This window comes from Arsenophonus endosymbiont of Apis mellifera, from assembly GCF_903968575.1.
Taxonomy (GTDB): domain Bacteria; phylum Pseudomonadota; class Gammaproteobacteria; order Enterobacterales; family Enterobacteriaceae; genus Arsenophonus; species Arsenophonus apicola.
In genome coordinates this window covers 184,785-204,656 of record NZ_CAJCFU010000049.1, presented here as the reverse complement: position 1 = coordinate 204,656, position 19,872 = coordinate 184,785, and the positions used below count along the sequence as shown (strand labels likewise).

General features: G+C 34.6%; 20 protein-coding genes. 6 read left to right on the top strand and 14 right to left on the bottom strand.

Annotated features, from left to right (window positions below; genetic code table 11):
- Positions 1-191: 191 nt before the first annotated feature.
- Positions 192-866 (top strand): PipA/GogA/GtgA family type III secretion system effector, encoded by a 675-nt coding sequence (locus H1X92_RS07065; protein WP_180559477.1) that lies wholly within the window; start codon positions 192-194, stop codon positions 864-866.
- 148 nt (positions 867-1,014) lie between these two features.
- Here the strand turns inward: H1X92_RS07065 and H1X92_RS07060 are convergent, their stop codons facing one another.
- A complete protein-coding gene (locus tag H1X92_RS07060; RefSeq protein WP_180559476.1) occupies positions 1,015-1,641 on the bottom strand; it encodes a beta/gamma crystallin domain-containing protein in 627 nt (208 codons plus the stop codon).
- 480 nt (positions 1,642-2,121) lie between these two features.
- Between H1X92_RS07060 and H1X92_RS07055 the strand changes: the two genes are divergently transcribed.
- Positions 2,122-2,355 carry a putative hemolysin gene (locus tag H1X92_RS07055; RefSeq protein WP_180559475.1) on the top strand — a complete coding sequence of 78 codons (234 nt, stop codon included), beginning with the start codon at positions 2,122-2,124 and terminating at the stop codon, positions 2,353-2,355.
- 305 nt (positions 2,356-2,660) lie between these two features.
- Positions 2,661-3,080, top strand: a complete 420-nt coding sequence (locus tag H1X92_RS07050) for a hypothetical protein (protein ID WP_180559474.1) — start codon at positions 2,661-2,663, stop codon at positions 3,078-3,080.
- Between the two features lie 612 nt (positions 3,081-3,692).
- Here the strand turns inward: H1X92_RS07050 and H1X92_RS07045 are convergent.
- The 3 genes from H1X92_RS07045 to H1X92_RS07035 all read right to left on the bottom strand — a co-directional run bounded on the left by H1X92_RS07045 (position 3,693) and on the right by H1X92_RS07035 (position 5,446).
- Complete coding sequence (locus H1X92_RS07045; protein ID WP_180559473.1) at positions 3,693-3,902, bottom strand: hypothetical protein; 210 nt, start codon at positions 3,900-3,902, stop codon at positions 3,693-3,695.
- Positions 3,903-4,159: 257 nt separating this feature from the next.
- Positions 4,160-4,390: a sulfurtransferase TusA family protein gene (locus H1X92_RS07040; protein ID WP_180559472.1), complete on the bottom strand. Its 231-nt coding sequence runs from the start codon at positions 4,388-4,390 to the stop codon at positions 4,160-4,162.
- 3 nt (positions 4,391-4,393) lie between these two features.
- On the bottom strand, positions 4,394-5,446 hold the full coding sequence (locus H1X92_RS07035; protein WP_180559471.1) for a YeeE/YedE family protein: 1,053 nt from the start codon (positions 5,444-5,446) through the stop codon (positions 4,394-4,396).
- A 309-nt stretch (positions 5,447-5,755) separates the two neighbouring features.
- Here H1X92_RS07035 and H1X92_RS07030 point away from each other — a divergent pair, with 309 nt between their 5' ends.
- Entirely contained in the window at positions 5,756-6,676 is a 921-nt protein-coding gene (locus H1X92_RS07030) for a LysR family transcriptional regulator (RefSeq protein ID WP_180559470.1), read from the top strand.
- Between the two features lie 49 nt (positions 6,677-6,725).
- Here H1X92_RS07030 and H1X92_RS07025 read toward each other — a convergent pair whose 3' ends face one another.
- The 6 genes from H1X92_RS07025 to efp all read right to left on the bottom strand — a co-directional run bounded on the left by H1X92_RS07025 (position 6,726) and on the right by efp (position 13,457).
- A complete protein-coding gene (locus H1X92_RS07025) occupies positions 6,726-7,325 on the bottom strand; it encodes an FMN-dependent NADH-azoreductase (RefSeq protein WP_180559469.1) in 600 nt (199 codons plus the stop codon).
- 237 nt (positions 7,326-7,562) lie between these two features.
- Positions 7,563-8,075: an Hsp20 family protein gene (locus H1X92_RS07020; protein ID WP_180559468.1), complete on the bottom strand. Its 513-nt coding sequence runs from the start codon at positions 8,073-8,075 to the stop codon at positions 7,563-7,565.
- A gap of 481 nt (positions 8,076-8,556) precedes the next feature.
- On the bottom strand, positions 8,557-8,871 hold the full coding sequence (gene sugE, locus H1X92_RS07015) for a quaternary ammonium compound efflux SMR transporter SugE (RefSeq protein WP_180559539.1): 315 nt from the start codon (positions 8,869-8,871) through the stop codon (positions 8,557-8,559).
- 822 nt (positions 8,872-9,693) lie between these two features.
- Complete coding sequence (locus tag H1X92_RS07010) at positions 9,694-11,877, bottom strand: protein-tyrosine phosphatase family protein (RefSeq protein WP_180559467.1); 2,184 nt, start codon at positions 11,875-11,877, stop codon at positions 9,694-9,696.
- Positions 11,878-11,907: 30 nt separating this feature from the next.
- The gene (locus tag H1X92_RS07005; RefSeq protein WP_180559466.1) at positions 11,908-12,303 is read right to left on the bottom strand and encodes a CesT family type III secretion system chaperone; all 396 of its coding nucleotides are present in this window, start codon (positions 12,301-12,303) and stop codon (positions 11,908-11,910) included.
- Between the two features lie 587 nt (positions 12,304-12,890).
- Complete coding sequence (efp, locus tag H1X92_RS07000) at positions 12,891-13,457, bottom strand: elongation factor P (RefSeq protein WP_180559465.1); 567 nt, start codon at positions 13,455-13,457, stop codon at positions 12,891-12,893.
- Between the two features lie 44 nt (positions 13,458-13,501).
- Between efp and epmB the strand changes: the two genes are divergently transcribed.
- Positions 13,502-14,524, top strand: coding sequence for an EF-P beta-lysylation protein EpmB (gene epmB / locus H1X92_RS06995; RefSeq protein ID WP_180559464.1), 1,023 nt, complete (start codon positions 13,502-13,504; stop codon positions 14,522-14,524).
- A 62-nt stretch (positions 14,525-14,586) separates the two neighbouring features.
- Here epmB and H1X92_RS06990 read toward each other — a convergent pair whose 3' ends face one another.
- From H1X92_RS06990 to H1X92_RS06975, 4 genes are all read right to left on the bottom strand, one after another.
- Positions 14,587-14,928 (bottom strand): DUF4156 domain-containing protein, encoded by a 342-nt coding sequence (locus H1X92_RS06990; protein ID WP_180559463.1) that lies wholly within the window; start codon positions 14,926-14,928, stop codon positions 14,587-14,589.
- 366 nt (positions 14,929-15,294) lie between these two features.
- Positions 15,295-16,941 carry a chaperonin GroEL gene (gene groL, locus H1X92_RS06985; RefSeq protein ID WP_180559462.1) on the bottom strand — a complete coding sequence of 549 codons (1,647 nt, stop codon included), beginning with the start codon at positions 16,939-16,941 and terminating at the stop codon, positions 15,295-15,297.
- A 47-nt stretch (positions 16,942-16,988) separates the two neighbouring features.
- Positions 16,989-17,282, bottom strand: a complete 294-nt coding sequence (locus H1X92_RS06980; RefSeq protein ID WP_032116137.1) for a co-chaperone GroES — start codon at positions 17,280-17,282, stop codon at positions 16,989-16,991.
- A gap of 196 nt (positions 17,283-17,478) precedes the next feature.
- Positions 17,479-17,958, bottom strand: a complete 480-nt coding sequence (locus tag H1X92_RS06975) for an FxsA family protein (RefSeq protein ID WP_180559461.1) — start codon at positions 17,956-17,958, stop codon at positions 17,479-17,481.
- 381 nt (positions 17,959-18,339) lie between these two features.
- On the opposite strand from H1X92_RS06975, the gene aspA reads away from it, so the two are divergent.
- Positions 18,340-19,764: an aspartate ammonia-lyase gene (gene aspA / locus H1X92_RS06970; protein WP_180559460.1), complete on the top strand. Its 1,425-nt coding sequence runs from the start codon at positions 18,340-18,342 to the stop codon at positions 19,762-19,764.
- The last annotated feature ends 108 nt before the right edge of the window (positions 19,765-19,872 follow it).

The window sequence follows — 19,872 nt, the reverse complement described above, 5'->3', positions numbered from 1 at the left end:
TTCATTAAATCTGCGATCAATTTATAGTTGATGAAATAAACAGAGAGCGTTAGAAATAAGCTCTCTACTTATTTATGATTTACTATAAAATTATAATAAAAATTGAAATTTATTAGCATAAAAAAAAAATCTTGGTAGGATTAGGATAAAGAAAAATAATCATACATGAAGTTAGAGAGTTAATTTTAAATATGCCGCCAATTGATTTTAATAATAAAATATCCAATTCTCCACTGTATACTCAACCTTCTAATAATAACGATGAAGATTTAGCTGATAAATATCCTGATTTAAAAATTCAATCAACGGATCCATCCCCAACAAGAAAGTCACATGACAAAATTGCAACCAATAGCGATAAACTACATTCATCGGAACATGTTACATCCCTATTTCTATCAAATAAAAAAATTGAATCAGAATCAGATGAAAACCAATACCAGTTATGTCACAAAGAACTATCCACTATCATGACCACGGCCTATGACAAAAGTCCAACTTTTAGGCGATTATTTAATTATGCGTATGAGAGCAATCTTTGCGATGGTGATAAATGGTATTTATCAACTCAAGATGCCTTTAGCACCACCGTAACTATAGAAGAGATAAAAGCTGAAAATGGTAAAAAAATTATATCCCTTACGACCGATCCTGCCAATTGTTCGCGCTTTAACGAGGACTATCAACTAGAAAATGGTAATTATGCTCTGTTTAGTATAACCCGCGCCTTTATGCATGAAATCGTGCATGCATTAACAATGCTTCCTGACGAGGATAATAATCATGCCAGAGGTGCGGTGGTAGAATATACCAATATTGTCCTTAAAGAAATGGGTAATAAAGAACCGGCCAGATTTAAATATTAATATAATGCAGATTAATATTAAGAAATTTTTAGAATATCGCTATGCTAGCTTTTTTGTTTAAATAGATTCAATCTGACAGATATCACATAAGAAATCAATATTTCTGTCAGATTAAAATAATTTCATTTGGTGTTAGAAAAAATTCACTCTAATTATTATTAATATTTAGTTGAAATCTATTTCTTTCAGATTTTTGAAATGATAGCATTGATGGAAAATTTTGATTACATGTCATTATCTCAATTTCGTTATTCGACATATTATATACAAAACTTACTTGGCCATGAATGGCTGGTCTATTTTGATTGCTAATAATAGCAATATTAGCATTATATAAATTCCCATCTTGTGGAAAAGAACCAATACATTGATAGTCTGTATTTGCTTTAATATATATCGGGTTACATAAAAAAGAAATATTAAACACAACTTGATAAAATATATTATTATTGCCTGTGTTATTGTTAAGTTGTATCGCTAATATATCGGTATGCTTAGGAAATACGGTAAATCTCGATAAGCCTTTTATCTCTGATAGATCAGGTGTATCATATTGCCAAATTTTTGTTATATTACCTGGAGCGTTATTAGCCGCATAATCTTTCCATCCTTGAACTTGTGAAAGTCTGCCCACTCTGACAGAATTAAATTTATCATTCAATTCAGTCGGTAGGCGATATTCTTCATTAGATTCAACATATAAAAATCCATCACCAGTATAATTTTTTCCTTTATAAAAAATAACACCCGTTGAAAATAATTCATTATTATTCATAAGTATCCTTTTTTTTATAACTTTTGATTAAATTGATTTAATAATATATAAAATTTCAAATTCATATTTTTCAATATAAAAATTTGATGCAAATTTTATATTATATTTTGTTTAGCCTGGCACAAGTTACTTTTAATAAAAAACACACTTTTATCTAAAATGAATCTATTTTTCAATTAAGTAAAAATGGGAGTAACTTGCAAAAAACAATAAAAGGATAAATATAAAAATAATTATTTAGTCTAGTGATTTAACTTATTTTCACAAATGGATATTTTAAAATTAAATTATTAATGATGAAAGTAATTTAGATATGGATATAATCATCTTACTATTTGTAATAATCGAGAGTTTGCTAACCCTTATAAAAAAATGCTTTTTACCATAACTAATATAGCAATATCTTTTTATATTTAAAACATAATAATTTACATACTATAATTAGTCTATTTGTTCACTACTTGGTTGAGTAAAAAATCTATGAAAAAAATACTATTACTACTAACATATATTTATGTTGTCGGATGTACTAATGCAACAGAATCATCGTCACCCACTAAAGCCATCGGCGTGGCAAATCCTGCCTCAGTTTATTGTATTAAAAAAGGTGGCAAAATTAACATTGTCAAGACAGCTAAAGGCGAAGTCGGTTATTGCCGCCTAGCTAACGGTGTGAGTATTGAAGAGTGGACACTATATCATCAAAATCATTAATAATTTATTGTTCCTAATATAGCAATTGCTACTAACTAAACTTTTCATATGCAAATTGCTACCAATAAAGTTAAAAATCCGATTATTACAAATATGATTATATCTTTTAGAAAAAATAATACCGTCATCCAAAATGTAGCGATAAGGGACACTTTCTTTAGAATAGTTGCAGTTGCATTATTAATGATACTGCCACATATGGCCGAAGTTAATAAAATGTTATTGAAAGGTTAAAATAAGCATCTATTATTAATATCGTTACATAACTATTAATATCGTTAAATAACTATTAATTGAGGTGACTAATGAAATTATTTACAAAACGCGTTGCTATCGCTTCTGTTTTAACATTTGGTTATATGTCAGCTATGGCTAGCCCAATAGGCGGTTTAGGCCTCCCTATCACTGGCTTAGATAAAGTTTTAGAAATATCAGAAAATGTGGCTAATACTGGTGCTGATGCTGTAAATACAGCTACTAATACTGGTGCTGATTTTGTTAATAAAGCCACTGATACTGGTGCTGATGCTGTGAATAAAGCTGCTGTTACTGGTGCTGATTTTGTTAATAAAGCCACTGATACTGGTGCTGATGCTATTAAGACGGGTACAGAGACTGCTAAGACCGCTGTTGGAGAGGTTGCAAGTACTGCTTCAACAGTAACTGATAACGCAGAAATAACAGAAGAGTTAGAAAAAACGAATGTTGTAAAAGGCTTATTGTAAGGCATAATCAAGCAATACAAATAAAGCGTTTAATTAATAAATACCTCTTCATTAAAATTAATAAAGAAGAGGTATTTGTATTATAATATTTAGTGGAAACTAAAAAATAAATATTAATGATCTCAAATTGATGCAACAGATCCTTGTTAAATTATAATTACTCTTTTGCTATTAATAGTTCTTTGATTAAAATTATAAATTATTTAGGCTGTTATCATACTTAACCTACTGCTCATAAATAATATAAGTATCTTAAAATAACAATCTACTAGTAAAATAAATCTCATTATAGATTAATTAGAAAATGCTGCTTAACTTTATATGGTTATAATTAATATACAAATACTTATGTTTAATTGTCTAATTTTCAAATGAAAATAACAAATAATATCATGATTAAATTAGATGAAAATATAACTCAACCAAGCAATGCAGATACTGTTAATTCAACACCAGATTATTAGAAAATAATTTTTACAGTGAGCAATTTTACATTTTTATTGTCGGTACAGCAAAATAAGCCGATAGAATAGCAATCAATCTATAAAATATTTTTAAACTAAAAATATCACTTCAATAACTTATTGCAATGGTCAAATATTAAGCTATTATTTAATAATAATTATCATTATTATTAAATGAGGGGAAAGACATAATGAAACTATTATCTAAACCATTTATTTTTATAATTTTGCTTGGCACCAGTGCTATTTCAATGAGCACAGTGTCAATATCCAGCCAAATTACCGATATTGAGCGAACACAAGAGCAGAGTAACGCGACTGAAAGTTCAAACCCAATATCATCGACAACTGCTGACATTGATTGCAGCCTGCCCCATAATAAAAAATGTTATCCCAAATCAAATGCGCCAGACTCTGTATCAATAAGCGGGACAATTAATCGGGTTATTATAAACCGAAATCCCAAAAATTGAGTGTATGGAAATCCATGCCAGGGACGGTGTTCGTTCATTCCTAGCCGGATTGTTAATTAAATAGCATGATTTAACTTACTAAGCTCTATCTTACCAACTTGAACTCTTTATTAAAAAACCCTATTTATTCCATCTAATTATCTTATTTACCTTTTTTAATAGTAATTTGCCACTGAGCGTTGCCAGTTTGTTGAAAATTAATCACTTCATGACCTGATTTAGCCGCCCACTTCGGGATATTTTCTGTCGCTTGAGCACAATCATATTTAATAATTAAAATATCACCGTTTATCATTAAATCTTTCGCTTTTTGCACTTGAATCAATGGATATGGGCATAACTTTCCCCTAGTATCTAGTTGAATTTCACTCATATTCTATAACCTCTTTGGTTTTATTTGCCATGGACGAATGACAGTAAAATAACTAATGAGCCAACTACCAAATATAATACAAGGAATAAATACCCAACCTTGCCATGAAAACCAAGCGGTATTAACCAATGTATTACCTAGCATGCAGCCACCCGCCAAACCACTACCAATCCCCATTAATAAGCCACCAACAAAACTTTTTACCAATGTGATCCAACCTGGGTTCCTAAATCTGAATTCTTGACTTCCCTTTGCTGCAATAAATGAACCCAACAAAAGCCCGATTAATAAATAGCCAGCCCAGTTAAAAAATTTAAAATTGCCGTCAATCAATAATGTAAAGAATTGCGCGCTGGGTCCGCTAATACCAAGCCCGCCAATTCGACCAGCTGATAAACTTGCCGGCCAGGCTAGTAGCGCAATAATTCCTACCAACATTGCCGTAATAAATGGATGCCAACGTGCTTCAAATAATAGATGGCCAATTCCTCTCTTTTTTGCTGTTATTTTTGCTATATTAATCGGTTTCCACAGTCTGATATGCCTAATGGCTAAATAGATTGTTAGTGATGTTAAAATAGGCATGATTACACAGGGTGATACATGAAAAGTTTGCGTAATTGTTCCGCTATCTAATACCTGAGAGGTAATTGGTGAAAAAAAAGATTTACTGATCGGCAAGCGAACTAACCAACTGGAGAGGATAAAGCCAATAACAGCCATAATACTGCCAACTAAACCTTCAGCTGTTCGATAATAGGCTCCAGTAGAACAAGAGCCTGCCAATGCCATGCCACTACCAAATAGAATGCCACCAACAATGGTTGCTAACCATAAAAATTGGGTATAAGGGAGTATGATTAATTCTAGACTTTGCAATCCAAATAGTCCGACACTCTGAATAGAAATAACGATCAAAATAGCAATTATCATTTGCCCGTCACGGAATAAATAGAAATCTCTTATTCCACCAGCTAAACAAAAACGTCCTCGTTGCATGATAAAACCAAGTAATCCACCCAATACTAAACCAGATATATGAGATAAACTTATCATTAATATCATTCCTAAAATTAAAACAACATTTTATAAAATCGAATTTTTTGAATTCTTGATAAAAAGCACAGTTTTAAATATAGTCTAGTTGTTGGGATTACTTTTCTATTAGCTAAAATAAATTTGTTAAATCAAAGGATTATTTTTTTATTTATGTTTAACACCATATTTAATTAATATTGAGACTAATAAAAACTCTATCCTGCTTTATGCATCATTAAATTTACTAAGTCTTATATTGTTTCTAACATTTAATCTTTCTGTCTATTATTTATAGAGATAATTTTATATCTGAATGGCAATAATCCAATGAAAAGTGTACTAAATAGTCTCCCGGTATTTGTTGCTGCTGCTGAAGCTAACAGTTTCTCTCAAACAGCGGAAAAATTACATCTCACACGCTCATCGGTAGCAAAAAAAATTGCTCAATTAGAAGCAAGACTGGGTATTACCCTGTTTCATAGGACAACCCGCACGCAAAGTTTAACTGAGGAAGGAACGCTATATTATGAATATTGCCGACGTGCCCTCGATGAGATAGAAAAAATAGAAGACATCCTTGACAGTAGTAAGCTTGAAACTTGTGGCAAATTTAGGCTCTCCATGCCGGTATTATTTGGCCATTTATGCATAGCTCCGCTACTCATTTCTTTAATAAAACAGCACCCCAAACTAGAACTAGAAATGTCATTTAACGATCGTATTATTGATCTTATAGAAGAAGGAATTGATTTATCAATCTATATTGGCACACTACCTGATAGCACTAATCTAGTCGCAAGAAAAATTGGCAAACACCGTATGACAATTTGCGCTTCTCCCTCTTATCTTGTTCAAATGGGTGAACCACACACAATTATAGAATTGGCAAAACATTTCGCTGTTGCTTATAGCCATTCAAATCGAATACAAAAATGGCGCCTCAAAGATGATAACGGCGGTATATACGAATTCAGACCGAAAACAAGATTAATGATGGATGACATGCAAGCAATAAAAGATGCGATTATTTCAGATGCAGGTATTGCCTGGCTTCCTGACTGGTTAGTTAGAGAAGAACTGAGCAACGGGCGCCTAAAAGAGATTATGCCTCATGCTAGCCAAATAACTTTCTCTATTTATGCAGTATGGCCAAAAACACCTTACCTTTCGCGTAAAGTGCGTCTTATTGTTGATACTTTAGTTAATGATTTACCCGCTTATATGGAAAAAATTGCCGCGCCAAGCTGAGCAGATTTGTACTCACTGGTATTTTATGCCAGTGAGTACATCATCCAGCTTAAGCTATAAGACTAGCAATTTTTGCCTCAGCATTGGCAATCCCCTGTTCTTTTCCATGTGGTCTCATATCCATTCCTTCGGCATAGATAAACTCCACATCAGTGATACCAATTAATCCTAAAACCGATTTCAAATAAGGCGTCACTGCATCCGTCTGTTGTCCCAAATGGATACCACCACGAGAACTGACAACAACTGCACGCACACCTTCAACTAATCCCATCGGATAAGTTTCAGTATATTTAAATGTAACACCTGCACGAGTAACAAGATCAAACCAATTTTTCAGTTGGGTTGGCACATTCAAATTATACATGGGTGCTCCGATAACAACCATGTCACTCCGTTTTAGTTCAGCTATCAATTTATCTGATAGGGCGACAGCGTTAAAGGCTTTTTCACTGAAATTAGTCGCTCCTCGCATCGAATTAAACAGTTCATTATCCAATACAGGAAGATTAAGCGTGGCTAAGTCACGTATTGTAACTTCATCTTGTAATCCTTTTAATTGTCTTTTCGTCAGAAAAGTATCAATCAAGGAATTTGTTTGAGAATTATTTCCCATGATGCTGGATTTTAAAACAAGAATTTTATTCATAATACACTTCCTACTAAACTTTTATTTTATTATTTCAGCGCTGAAATTTTTATTACAAGCTTGTTACTTACAATGCATTAGATTTTACTACTAAAAAAAATTGTTAGTGTTGAAAGAAAGAATTTATATTGATTCAAATATTGCAACAATAAAAAAATAAAAGCCTCAAGCTAATATTAGTGAGGCTTTTATTTTTTCCAGCTTACGTTAATTATCTAATGTCTAATTGCCAGCAAATTATTTAGCTGTTTTTGTTTTTTTAGGCACTGAAGGTTTTTTCGTTGCTTTTAATTTTTTAGGCTCATTTTTCTTACCTTTTTTAATCGCAATTTTTTTTACCTTCTCATCTTTAGGAATTTCATATTCTAGGAAAATTTTAAGTAAACCATCATATAATTCAGCACTTTGAATTTTGGCATTTTTACCTAACGAATATTGAGCAGAGAACGATCTGTGAGAAATACCCTGATGAAGCCATTCGCCTTTTTTTGGTGTTTCTTCTTTATGATCACCAACAATAAATAATTGCCCATCAGAAAATGAAACATCTAAATCATTTTCAGTGAAACCTGGCACACTGATTATTAGTTCATAATGTTTATCATCAATTTTCTTTAAATTGTAAGATTCACTAGGTAATGCGAGTGGTTTAACACCCGTTAAGTGACTAAATAACTTATCTATTTTATTAAATCTATCTGAAAACAAATCATTTCTCAAATCTGAAAATAAACTTAATGGACGAATCATAATAAATCTCCTAATGTAGCTTAATTAAGCGTGGAAAACGTTGTTCTCTATTATTCTTATAGGAGTTACTACAGATTTTTCCAGTTATTTATTACAATTTAAATACACAGGCAAATAAAAAAACCTAATAAACAAGTATTTATTTAATTGGGCTCTATTGACTGATTTTTAATTTAATATCATCATAAATCAAAGCTTCAATTATCAAATTAATCCTAATGCTAACAAAATTTGGTGGCTACAAATTACAAAAAACACCTCCTTTATTTCCATAGCAAACATTGCGTTCATTGCCATTCTTTTAAGTGTTCTAAAATAGAACAAATTTACCTGAGCTAATTCAGCTCATAGCTTATTTTAGATAAATATTGATTACAATTAGCAAAATTTAGCGCTAAAGAATAAGGCATAAATAAACATTTATGCCCCATATTAATACGCCATAAAAAATAGAAATTTGTCTATAAGAAATAGCTTAAAATTAATTCGCTAGTTTTAAGCCAATTATCCCAGCAAAAATTAGCCCCAGGCTTAATAAGCGGAATAAACTCGCCGATTCACCAAGAAAAATAATCCCAATGGTCGCAGTACCCAGCGCACCAATACCTGTCCAAATAGCATATGCTGTACCGGCAGGTAAGGTTTTCATCGCATAAGCTAATAACCCTATACTGAACAACATGGCAACTAAAGTTATAATACTGGGGGTTAATCGGGTAAATCCTTGGGTATATTTCAATCCTATTGCCCAAACAATTTCAAGTAAACCGGCTATTATTAAAACCAACCAGGCCATCATTCCTCCTAATCACTCGGGGTCGTCCCCAATAAAATGCTATTTCTCAGGCCGTCCTGAACAACAGATGAAACTGAAAAAATTATAACCAGGCAATATTATAACTTCAACATTATGTATGATTACTTAATTGCTATTGAAGATTAGTTTATTTAGTTAAAATTTGATGTTCTATTTCTGTTACTATTTTCTGCAAAAGTGTCATAAATATTAGCCAATTTGCTTAGTTTTGTCACATTTTGGATGATAAATTATGCTTATCTATCCACCACATCAATCGCAGCACCACCCTGGCAGTTTGTCACTTTTGTTACACTCAGTAGAAGTCTGCTGCATGAGGGAATTAAGACTGGCTATTTAACGCACGTTAATTAAACCGTCTGGCTAGCCATTGATACGGGTTGAAGAGTATATATTTTATTCGTTAAACGCTTTAGACTGTTAGCAATCTCTTGCCACTGGCAATATATTATTTTCTAGCGCAATCTTGTCATATTGAAAATGGCAGCGGTAAGGTTGGTTCAGATAATGAATTTTAGACCCCTAAAGCATAAAAAGCATTGATGAAATACGTATTAATCTTTTTACGGCAGAACGATTTGCTTTATCCAACATATTTACCGTAACGTTATCAATAATTAACGATATTGAATTTATACAAAAACTGCAGTTGGCAACAAAAAATAGGCCTGCACTTAACCGCTATTGAAGGAGACTAAAAACAAACCAGCAACAGCATATGTACAGGCAATTATCAGGAAAAGAATAACAACTATTATTACTTAATAAATTATATTAATAACCTAAAATCATCCTCCAAACTTATGAATCTGAGATTGGTTTATTTAATTGTTCAGCTAACACAGCCAGTGTTTGCATTTGCTCAGGTGTTTGAACCATTTTCCGATCACGTGTCGTGCGCATATCTCTAACAATACTCTCTAAACTTTGTTGACTTTCTGGTTTTAATAATTCCATGGTGGCAAGTAGTTGACCGGTACGCCCAACGCCAGCTCGACAATGCATTACTGGTAATAATTTATTTTCATCATTTATCGCGCTGCTTCCTTTTTCCTTATAAAAATTAATTTTTTTATCGACAACCGTATTAACATGCTCGGCTAATTCTTTTAATCCTTCATTACCTGAAGCCGTTAGATCCGGCCAATTAGAAACATGAATAACAGGTATGGTGACTTTAATATTTTGACCTTCATCGGTGACATGCAATAAATAGTCATGATAATCCAATTCGTCAGCCAATTTACCCTCACCTTTATCAATTACCGTCACGGCAACATCACCATATTGGTTGTCTTTTCTAAAATATTCGGGTAATCCGACGCCTGATTGTGGATTAATATCTTTGTCTGATGCTAATACAACTAATGCAGGTGTCCGATTAGCCACCAACATCTTAAAATAATCTTGCAGTGATGCAGGTTTTGGATATTGGCAAGCAATAGCAACATTTTGACCCGCAATTTGTACCCGATTAGCGGCTAGCGGCTGACCATTTGGAGCTGTCACCGCCGTTGCTTTTGCGGTCCAGATATTGCCAAATCGTTGATTCTCAACCTTCTGAATATATTGTGATTTGTCTAGTTTGGCATCACTAAATTCATCCATTAAGCGTTGAAATAAATCTTTAGCTAATATAGCGGCTTTCTGTTGCTCTTCTACCGGCAATGTACGTAGTGGTAATGTCGCTACGGGTACCGGTACCTTTGGATCACTTAACATTCTCTTTAATTTTGCCGGTAGCATATTAGTATCTATCGTATTTTCTAATTTAGTTGTATCTTCATCCATCCTAGCAGATGATCTTTTCTCCCGAGTGTAATTGCCCGCTGCTTTTTCAAATTGCTTAAGTAATTGCAACTGTGATGCATAATTTAATATTTTTTCGCTAGTTGAATTTTTTATTTCACTAACAATCTCTTCTGAACTCAATTTATTACCAGGTTTAGCTACTTCAGTTGCGGCAACCAGAAAAGCGGCACTTTCATATCCTTTAGTAGCGTGTATTACTGGTAATACTTTATTGGGATCATATACTGCTTGACTATTTTTTTGGTAAAGCTCGCTTGAATATTCTTGGCTTGTTTGATTAATACAATCAACAATAACTTTTAAGCCTTCATTATCGATGCTATTTTTTCCTAGCCCATTATTAATATGAATAATAGGCAGTTGATATGAACGGTTACCTTGCTTAATTTCTATTTCATACATATCACAGCAAAATTTACCCAACGATCTATCTTTAGACTGTTCATTAAGTTGAACCGACACACTACCATACTTGCCATTTTGTTTAAAATATTCAGGTAGACCTTTAGCTGCAATGTCCTTATTTGGTGCCAATACAACCAGTATTGGCGTTTGATTATCAGCTAGCATTTTAAAATAACTTTCTAAATACTCCGCTTTAGGATATTCACTAATCATTGCTACATTTTTGCCGCCAATCTGCACACGATTAGCCGGTAATATCCTACCATCCGGCGCTTCAACTCGCGTTGCTTTAGCCAACAAAAGTTTATCATTTTTTTGGCTAGCGAGATTGCTATCGTCATTGCCAATTGTGCTTACCGACGTCGATGACATCAATGTTTTAACTTCACCAGGTTGTAATTTAGCAACCCATTTTTCTGCTGGTATATCCAGAGTGTCTTTCTTGCCTAACGTTGGTAGACGAGAAAGCTGCGGTGGCTCAATTAACTTATTTTTCACCGCAGTTGATTTTGGTGCAAGTTCAGGTGGCGTTCCATCAATGTCAAAATTAAAACCACCATGACGTCGAGTTTTATTACTGTCCTGCTCCGTTTCGGTAGCAAGATGGGTTTTATGTCGTAACAAAACGGTCGACGAATCACTATCTTTGACAATTTCACGCCCTTGATAATAAGTTTTTTGTGTTCCGTCTTGACCGCTCGCTACCTCATTTGAGGCATAATTGATATTAGGTGTTATATTACTATAAATCGGTGAAGTATTAGGCATTATAAAATCCCTTACTTTTAAGTTAATCTATTATTTTTCAGCTACACATTGTTCTGATTTTTCAAGTAATAATCCAAAAATATCAACAATTTCATACTCATTGATCTCATGTAAAGGCAATCTCACCCATAATATAAGATGTTGTTCTTCATTAACTGCGGCAACCGGCTGCCAACGTAGCTGGGTCAAATTATTAAAATGCAATAAGGATAAGAGAGTAATATTTTTTTGCGTTAATTCATTTATATGGCCTAGATCAGTAAAAATATACCAATCAAACTGATTAATTAATCCTAGATAAAAGCGAAAATTATTATCAATAGTTAAACTAAAAGCTTCCTCTTTGGATGTTTTTTCTATTGGCTCAAGGCCAATATGATTAAAAAGTGATGATACTTTTTGGTGGAAAATAGCAAGTTGATGCACTAAACAATACCTCTTATCGATAAATAACTTCTTTACTCACCGCTTTTATTTAGCGTTTTTCTCAGTACTTATTAAATAAAATAAAAAAATGCTATTTAATACCACTCAATCTAAATTAATAAAGCAGAATAAACAGTCCATCTAAACAATTAAAAATTAATTATTATTAATCATCCCCTTTTACAGAAAATAATTATTAGTTACAAATAAAAAACGATACAACTGGCCAGTTTTACACTAATAGAAAAGGGTTCTATCGCATTAATGTAGAATGATTAAATTTATACAGGAGGTAAGGTTTTAGGCAACTAAAGCATAAAGGCATCTACTGGACGGATAACGTGCCCATTGATAGCGATTTGTTGTTCCGGGTATTATGTAATGTTAATTTCGTATTAATTATAGATAGTAACTAATTATTGAAGGCACTGTTGCAAATATCGTGATGCGACTGAACCGAAAATATCGCTAAAACAAAAATAGCCTGAAAATTTCAGGCTATTATTAGCAATAAAAAATGACGCTTCTATCACTCGATGGGTTGTTAACAAGCACCCTTCAACTAAAAGTGGTAGATGAGCTAAATATTATTTCACACGGGAAACATATTCACCGGAGCGGGTATCCACTTTGATTACCTCACCAATTTGCACAAATAGCGGAACTTTTACCACCGCGCCTGTACTTAATGTTGCCGGTTTTCCGCCCGTACCTGCTGTATCCCCCTTTAAACCCGGATCGGTATCAACCACTGCCAGTTCAACAAAATTCGGTGGCGTGATAGTAATAGGCTGTCCATTCCACAATGTGACAACGCAATCGGCTTGATCAATTAACCATTTGGCATTATCAGCGACTGCTTTTTCATCCGCAGCTAGTTGCTCAAACGTCTCATTATTCATAAAATGCCAAAACTCGCCATCATTGTATAGATAGGTCAAGTTCAGATCCATAACATCAGCACTTTCGACAGAATCAGTTGACTTAAATGTTTTTTCTAATAACTTATTAGAAATCAATTTACGGATCCGTACGCGAGCAAACGCTTGCCCTTTGCCTGGTTTGACAAATTCGCTTTCAACAATTGCACAAGGCTCGCCATCTAACATGATTTTAAGACCTGAGCGAAATTCATTGGTACTATAGGTAGCCATGGAAATCCTCTAAATTTTTTAAGTAAAAATGGCATAGCCAAAAAATGTTTAATATTGTAACTCAAAAAAGCCCCGCCAGAGAAGTCTGGCTACAACAACTTGCAGAAGCTGTCACTGATCCTGACGAATTGCTACGATTACTGTCACTACAAAATGACCCGGAATTGCATGCCGGAAGTGCCGCTCGTGCTTTATTTCCACTACGTGTGCCCCACCCTTTTATCGCAAAAATGCGGATCGGTGATGCTAATGATCCCCTTTTACGTCAAGTTATTACTTCAAAATCTGAATTTATTCTTACACCAACATTTTCAGTTGACCCATTAAATGAACACCATAGTCCGATTCCTGGACTATTGCATAAATATCAGGATCGCGTCTTACTGTTAGTCAAAGGAGGCTGTGCCGTTAATTGCCGCTACTGCTTCCGGCGTCACTTTCCGTATGAAGAAAATAAAGGCAATAAACAAAACTGGCAGACAGCATTAAATTACATTCAACGGCATACAGAACTTAACGAAGTTATTTTTTCAGGCGGCGATCCTTTGATGGCAAAAGATCATGAGTTAGATTGGTTGATGTCACAGTTAGAAACTATCCCCCATATCAAACGACTTAGGATCCATAGCCGATTACCAGTGGTTATTCCTGCACGTATTACCACCACACTTTGCCAACGTTTCAATGTTTCTCGACTACAGGTAATTATGGTTACTCATATCAACCACGCCAACGAAATTGATAGCGAGTTTAGCCGTGCAATGGAACAGTTAAAACAGGTAAATGTTACCTTATTAAACCAAAGTGTCCTATTACGCGGCATTAATGATAATGCTGACTGTCTAGCTAAATTAAGTAATAAACTGTTTGAAAATGGAATACTACCTTATTATTTACATTTATTAGATAAAGTCCAAGGTGCCGCCCATTTTATGGTAACGGATGAAGAGGCTCGCATCATAATGAAAGAATTGCTTACTCGTATTTCAGGTTATCTGGTACCGAGATTGACCCGAGAAATAGGTGGCAAACTGAGTAAAACACCGATTGATTTGCAATTACAATAACAATTTAGCTAAATGCTTAAACGCATGACCCTATATTTATTCAGGATCATGCTTAGCATGCGTTATGGACACTTATAAACTTGTCCAATCATTTTACTATCAGTAGGAATAAAACTTGAGAGTAACGTTTCCGTTGGGCTATTAGCTCCATAAATAACATTTCCTCCCATCTCAGCCGCTTTATTACGTAAATCATTTGCTGCACCACGCAGTGAACTAGACTCATTATTTACGCCACTTAGCCAATTACTTTGTGTGCCTGTAACCAGCCCTAAATGCCGACATTCACTTCCAGGCTGGGCATTAACAAAACGAACTTTTTCACCCGCAGTGGTAATTTTATTGGTTGTTGAACAGCCAGCCAAGACTAATACTGTGACACCGAGCAATACTTTAATTCGCATGTTGTTCCTCATTTACTTTTAGCTATATATTAACCAACGCTTACATTACCGAATTTTTCTGCCAAATTAAGCTTATTATCAATAACAACCCAATAGCCAGCCAAAAAGTTTGGCTATCAATGTTCTATACACTGTGTTAACAACATTTTACCCTATTCTAGTAAATATACTCGGTTAAATCATATTATCGCAAAATTAAATCAACTTATGTGAAAAAATAGATTTAAAGCAAGTAATCAGTCGCTAGCAAAGCCTCAATGAAATTAAATCGCAAACAGATAAAATTTGATAATAAAAAACCCTGAGTCAAAAGTTAGACTCAGGGTTCTTCTTGGATAAGGATAATGATGTTAGGATCTTAACACCTTACATCATACCGCCCATACCACCCATACCGCCCATACCAGCAGCAGCACCTAGATCAGCTTTATCTTCTTTTGGTAAATCAGTTACCATCGCTTCAGTTGTGATCATAAGGCCGGCGATTGACGCAGCAAATTGTAAAGCGGAACGAGTAACCTTAGTTGGATCTAGAATACCCATGTCGATCATGTCGCCATACTCTTCCGTTGCAGCATTGTAACCGTAGTTATCTTCACCTTGTTTAACATTGTTAACAACTACCGCTGGCTCTTCACCCGCATTTTCAACAATTTGACGCATCGGTGATTCCATCGCGCGTAGTGCGATACGAATACCAACAGTTTGATCTTCGTTATCACCTTTCAACGCATCTAATACAGTTGCAACCCGGACGAGAGCAACACCACCACCAGCAACAACACCTTCCTCTACTGCGGCACGAGTTGCATGCAACGCATCATCAACACGAGCACGTTTCTCTTTCATTGCAACTTCAGTTGCGGCACCCACTTTAATCACAGCAACGCCGCCTGACAACTTAGCAATACGTTCTTGCAATTTTTCCCGATCGTAATCAGAAGTTGCTTCATCACGTTGTTGTGCTATCTGTTTGGCACGGGCATCAATCTCGCTTTTTTCACCAACACCATCAATAATAGTGGTGGTGTCTTTGTTAATGACGATGCGTTTCGCTTGTCCTAAATTTTCTAGCGTCGCTTTTTCCAACTCCATACCGATCTCTTCAGCGATAACAGTACCATTGGTCAGAATAGCAATATCCTGTAGCATGGCTTTACGACGGTCACCAAAACCAGGTGCTTTTACCGCAGCAACTTTTACAATGCCACGTAGATTGTTTACCACCAATGTTGCGAGCGCTTCACCTTCAACATCTTCAGCAATAATCAATAGTGGTTTACCCGCTTTAGCAACCGCTTCCAACACAGGTAATAATTCACGGATATTAGAAACTTTCTTATCTACCAATAGGATGTAAGGATTTTCTAATTCGGCAGAACCGGTATCTGGCTTATTGATAAAATAAGGAGACAAATAACCACGATCAAATTGCATACCTTCAACAACCGCCAGTTCATCTTCTAAACCGGAACCTTCTTCAACGGTAATAACACCTTCGTTGCCAACCTTTTCCATTGCTTCAGCAATTAATTTACCGACAGTTTGATCAGAGTTAGCTGAAATCGTACCAACTTGTTCAATCTCTTTATTATCAGCGCAAGGTTTAGATAATTTTTTCAATTCTTCAACTGCCGCAGAAACCGCTTTATCAATACCACGTTTTAAATCCATGGGATTCATACCTGCAGCAACTGCTTTTAAACCTTCGCTAACAATAGATTGAGCTAGTACTGTTGCAGTTGTTGTGCCATCACCTGCCGCATCATTCGCCTTAGAAGCAACTTCTTTTACCATCTGGGCGCCCATATTTTCGAATTTATCTTCTAATTCGATTTCACGCGCAACAGACACACCATCTTTAGTAATCGCAGGGGCGCCGAAAGATTTATCTAGAACGACATTCCGGCCTTTGGGTCCTAAAGTAACTTTAACTGCATCAGCAAGAATGTTCACTCCACGAAGCATTTTTGCACGGGCGTCAATACCAAATTTTACGTCTTTAGCTGCCATTGTTTCTTTCCTTTAAATTCATTCATTCTGAAGATCTAAGCGAGAAATTATTTTTCAACAATTGCCAGAATATCACTTTCTGACATAATCAAAACTTCGTCGTTATCAATCTTTTCTGTCTTCACGCCATAGCCGTCGTTAAAAATAACAGTATCGCCAACTTTCACATCTAATGGTTTATTTTCACCGTTTTCTAAGATGCGACCGTTACCAACAGCCAGCACTTTGCCTCGAGTTGATTTACCAGCAGCAGAGCCAGTCAGCACAATACCACCAGCAGATTTAGCTTCAACTTCTTCACGCTTGATGATAACCCGATCATGCAATGGACGTATCTTCATTAATAGATCTCCTATAAATAAAATCCATATAAAGTAAATAAGGATGATACTAGTATGTCTTATTAAACCAGTACCCTGTTTGACGAAATGGGGTCAATTAAAATCAGTTCAAGGGGCTATACAAAAAATTTTTCATTTTTTCTTTCTAGTTAAAAAAACAAAATCGTTAGCATCATTTATCATCATGATCTTATTTTTAAAAAAATTTGTCTTCATGTTTAATGCTGTTGGGTGGAGAATCAGATTTTCTATCAAACTCACCTTCATAAGTCTGCCCTTTTGAAGGGCGGTTGAAATTATCATTCGCTGCCCCGGCAGAATAAAAATGAATATACGGCATAAGCTTCATGACTATCAGTTTTTGGATCGGAGAAAATAGTAGTAACAAACCCAAAAAATCAGTAAAAAAACCAGGTAAAATTAACAGAATGCCGGCAATAACTAGGGCCACATTCTTAATCATTTCCTCGGCTGGATTTTCACCATCAGCTAATTTTTGACGTATTAACAATAAGTTCTTAATCCCCTGACTTTTTACTAAAGAAATGCCAAGGCATGAAGTTAAAACGACTAATATTAAGGTGGTTAATACACCAATACTCTCAGCAACCCTAACAAAAATAACCGCTTCTATATAAATTAACAGGCATAAAAGTATGAATGGAAACCAACGCATACAATTCTCCTAATATTTGCAAAAAAAAACTAGTCTCTTGACTTAGCAAGATAAATTGTCTTCAAAAAACGAATATCACAATATTTGCTTTTTAAACCGTTAATACTTATATGATGCAGATCTATCATATATTTTTCAATGATAAAAAATTTTAATGTTTTTAATGGGTTATGTGAATATGATCACACATATCATATTTAATTCACTAAGATGCATATATAGTATTCCATATTTTGACTCTACCACTATTTCGGAATATATATCACGGTTATAATTAAAATCTTAGTTATTAATTTCAAATCTGACGTTAATATATCTCATTTTTACTATTACATTACATATTCAGTTAGTAAATCGCTATTTAATTTTAAGAAGGTTTGTATGTCTAAAAGTATCCGTTCTGAAGAAGACCTATTAGGTAAACGAGATGTACCTGCTGAAGCCTATTATGGTATTCATACATTGCGTGCGATCGAGAATTTCTATATTAGCGACCGAACTATTAATCATGTACCCGAATTTATTCGTGGAATGGTAATGGTAAAAAAAGCAGCGGCAATGGCAAATAAAGAATTAAAGACCATTCCACAAAAACAAGCAGATGCAATTATTAATGCCTGTGACGAAATTTTGAATAAAGGCAGGTGCATGGATCAGTTTCCAGTAGACGTCTTTCAAGGCGGAGCTGGTACATCTTTAAATATGAATACTAACGAAGTTCTGGCTAATATTGGTCTTGAATTAATGGGGCATAAAAAAGGTGACTACCAATATTTAGATCCCAATGACCATTTAAATAAAAGCCAATCAACCAACGATGCCTATCCAACCGGTTTTCGAATTGCCGTTTATAACTCTATTACTAATTTAATTAAATCAATTACCCTGCTGCAAGAGGGTTTCGAACAAAAAGCCAACCAATTTAAAGATATTCTTAAAATGGGCCGCACCCAATTACAAGATGCTGTCCCTATGACTGTAGGACAAGAATTTCATGCATTTGCCACATTACTAAAAGAAGAAATAAAAAATTTACATCGCGCTAGTGAATTATTACTCGAAGTTAATCTGGGTGCCACCGCAATCGGAACCAGAGTCAATACCGCTGCCGGTTATCAAGAATTAGTGGTAAAAAAATTAGCTGAAGTAACGGAATTGCCCTGCATTCCGGCAGAAGATTTAATTGAAGCAACTTCCGACTGTGGTGCTTATATTACAGTACACGCTGGGCTAAAACGCTTAGCGGTTAAGCTATCAAAAATTTGTAATGATCTTCGCCTGCTCTCTTCCGGCCCGCGTGCTGGTTTAAAAGAGATAAATCTACCGGAGTTGCAAGCGGGTTCATCTATTATGCCAGCTAAGGTCAATCCGGTTATCCCCGAAGTTGTCAATCAAGCCTGTTTCAAAGTTATCGGCAACGATACGTGTGTTACTATCGCGGCAGAAGCAGGACAATTGCAATTGAATGTGATGGAGCCGGCAATCGGCCAAGCCATTTTTGAATCTATTTCATTAATGAATAATTCTTGCCGGAATTTACTGGAAAAATGTATTACAGGCATTACTGTCAATAAAGAAATTTGCGAAAAATATGTTTTTAATTCTATTGGCATTGTTACTTATCTTAATCCATTTATCGGTCATCATAATGGCGATATCGTCGGAAAAATATGCGCTGAAACAGGTAAAAATGTTAAAATAGTGGTATTAGAGCGAGGTTTACTAACAGAAGAGCAATTAGACGATATTTTCTCTGTTGAAAATCTAAAAAATCCTCAATATAAAGCGAAACGCTATGATGATTAAATTAGCATGTTAATTATAAAAATTAATTCGTCTTAATTTTTAAGGCACGCTCTCTGTAAAGAAGCGTGCCTTTTACTTTAGGTTTATACAAAAAATAAACAAAATATT

What these genes read in the sequence shown, in the direction of transcription:
- H1X92_RS07065 (WP_180559477.1), top strand. Translation starts at nt 192, where the DNA reads ATGCCGCCAATTGATTTTAATAATAAAATATCCAATTCTCCACTGTAT.
- epmB (WP_180559464.1), top strand. Translation starts at nt 13,502, where the DNA reads ATGTTTAATATTGTAACTCAAAAAAGCCCCGCCAGAGAAGTCTGGCTA.
- H1X92_RS07045 (WP_180559473.1), bottom strand. Translation starts at nt 3,902, where the DNA reads ATGTCAGCAGTTGTCGATGATATTGGGTTTGAACTTTCAGTCGCGTTA.
- aspA (WP_180559460.1), top strand. Translation starts at nt 18,340, where the DNA reads ATGTCTAAAAGTATCCGTTCTGAAGAAGACCTATTAGGTAAACGAGAT.
- H1X92_RS06990 (WP_180559463.1), bottom strand. Translation starts at nt 14,928, where the DNA reads ATGCGAATTAAAGTATTGCTCGGTGTCACAGTATTAGTCTTGGCTGGC.
- H1X92_RS07010 (WP_180559467.1), bottom strand. Translation starts at nt 11,877, where the DNA reads ATGCCTAATACTTCACCGATTTATAGTAATATAACACCTAATATCAAT.
- H1X92_RS07030 (WP_180559470.1), top strand. Translation starts at nt 5,756, where the DNA reads ATGAAAAGTGTACTAAATAGTCTCCCGGTATTTGTTGCTGCTGCTGAA.
- efp (WP_180559465.1), bottom strand. Translation starts at nt 13,457, where the DNA reads ATGGCTACCTATAGTACCAATGAATTTCGCTCAGGTCTTAAAATCATG.
- H1X92_RS07050 (WP_180559474.1), top strand. Translation starts at nt 2,661, where the DNA reads ATGAAATTATTTACAAAACGCGTTGCTATCGCTTCTGTTTTAACATTT.
- H1X92_RS06975 (WP_180559461.1), bottom strand. Translation starts at nt 17,958, where the DNA reads ATGCGTTGGTTTCCATTCATACTTTTATGCCTGTTAATTTATATAGAA.
- groL (WP_180559462.1), bottom strand. Translation starts at nt 16,941, where the DNA reads ATGGCAGCTAAAGACGTAAAATTTGGTATTGACGCCCGTGCAAAAATG.
- H1X92_RS07035 (WP_180559471.1), bottom strand. Translation starts at nt 5,446, where the DNA reads ATGATAAGTTTATCTCATATATCTGGTTTAGTATTGGGTGGATTACTT.
- H1X92_RS07060 (WP_180559476.1), bottom strand. Translation starts at nt 1,641, where the DNA reads ATGAATAATAATGAATTATTTTCAACGGGTGTTATTTTTTATAAAGGA.
- H1X92_RS07040 (WP_180559472.1), bottom strand. Translation starts at nt 4,390, where the DNA reads ATGAGTGAAATTCAACTAGATACTAGGGGAAAGTTATGCCCATATCCA.
- H1X92_RS06980 (WP_032116137.1), bottom strand. Translation starts at nt 17,282, where the DNA reads ATGAAGATACGTCCATTGCATGATCGGGTTATCATCAAGCGTGAAGAA.
- H1X92_RS07055 (WP_180559475.1), top strand. Translation starts at nt 2,122, where the DNA reads ATGAAAAAAATACTATTACTACTAACATATATTTATGTTGTCGGATGT.
- H1X92_RS07025 (WP_180559469.1), bottom strand. Translation starts at nt 7,325, where the DNA reads ATGAATAAAATTCTTGTTTTAAAATCCAGCATCATGGGAAATAATTCT.
- H1X92_RS07020 (WP_180559468.1), bottom strand. Translation starts at nt 8,075, where the DNA reads ATGATTCGTCCATTAAGTTTATTTTCAGATTTGAGAAATGATTTGTTT.
- sugE (WP_180559539.1), bottom strand. Translation starts at nt 8,871, where the DNA reads ATGGCCTGGTTGGTTTTAATAATAGCCGGTTTACTTGAAATTGTTTGG.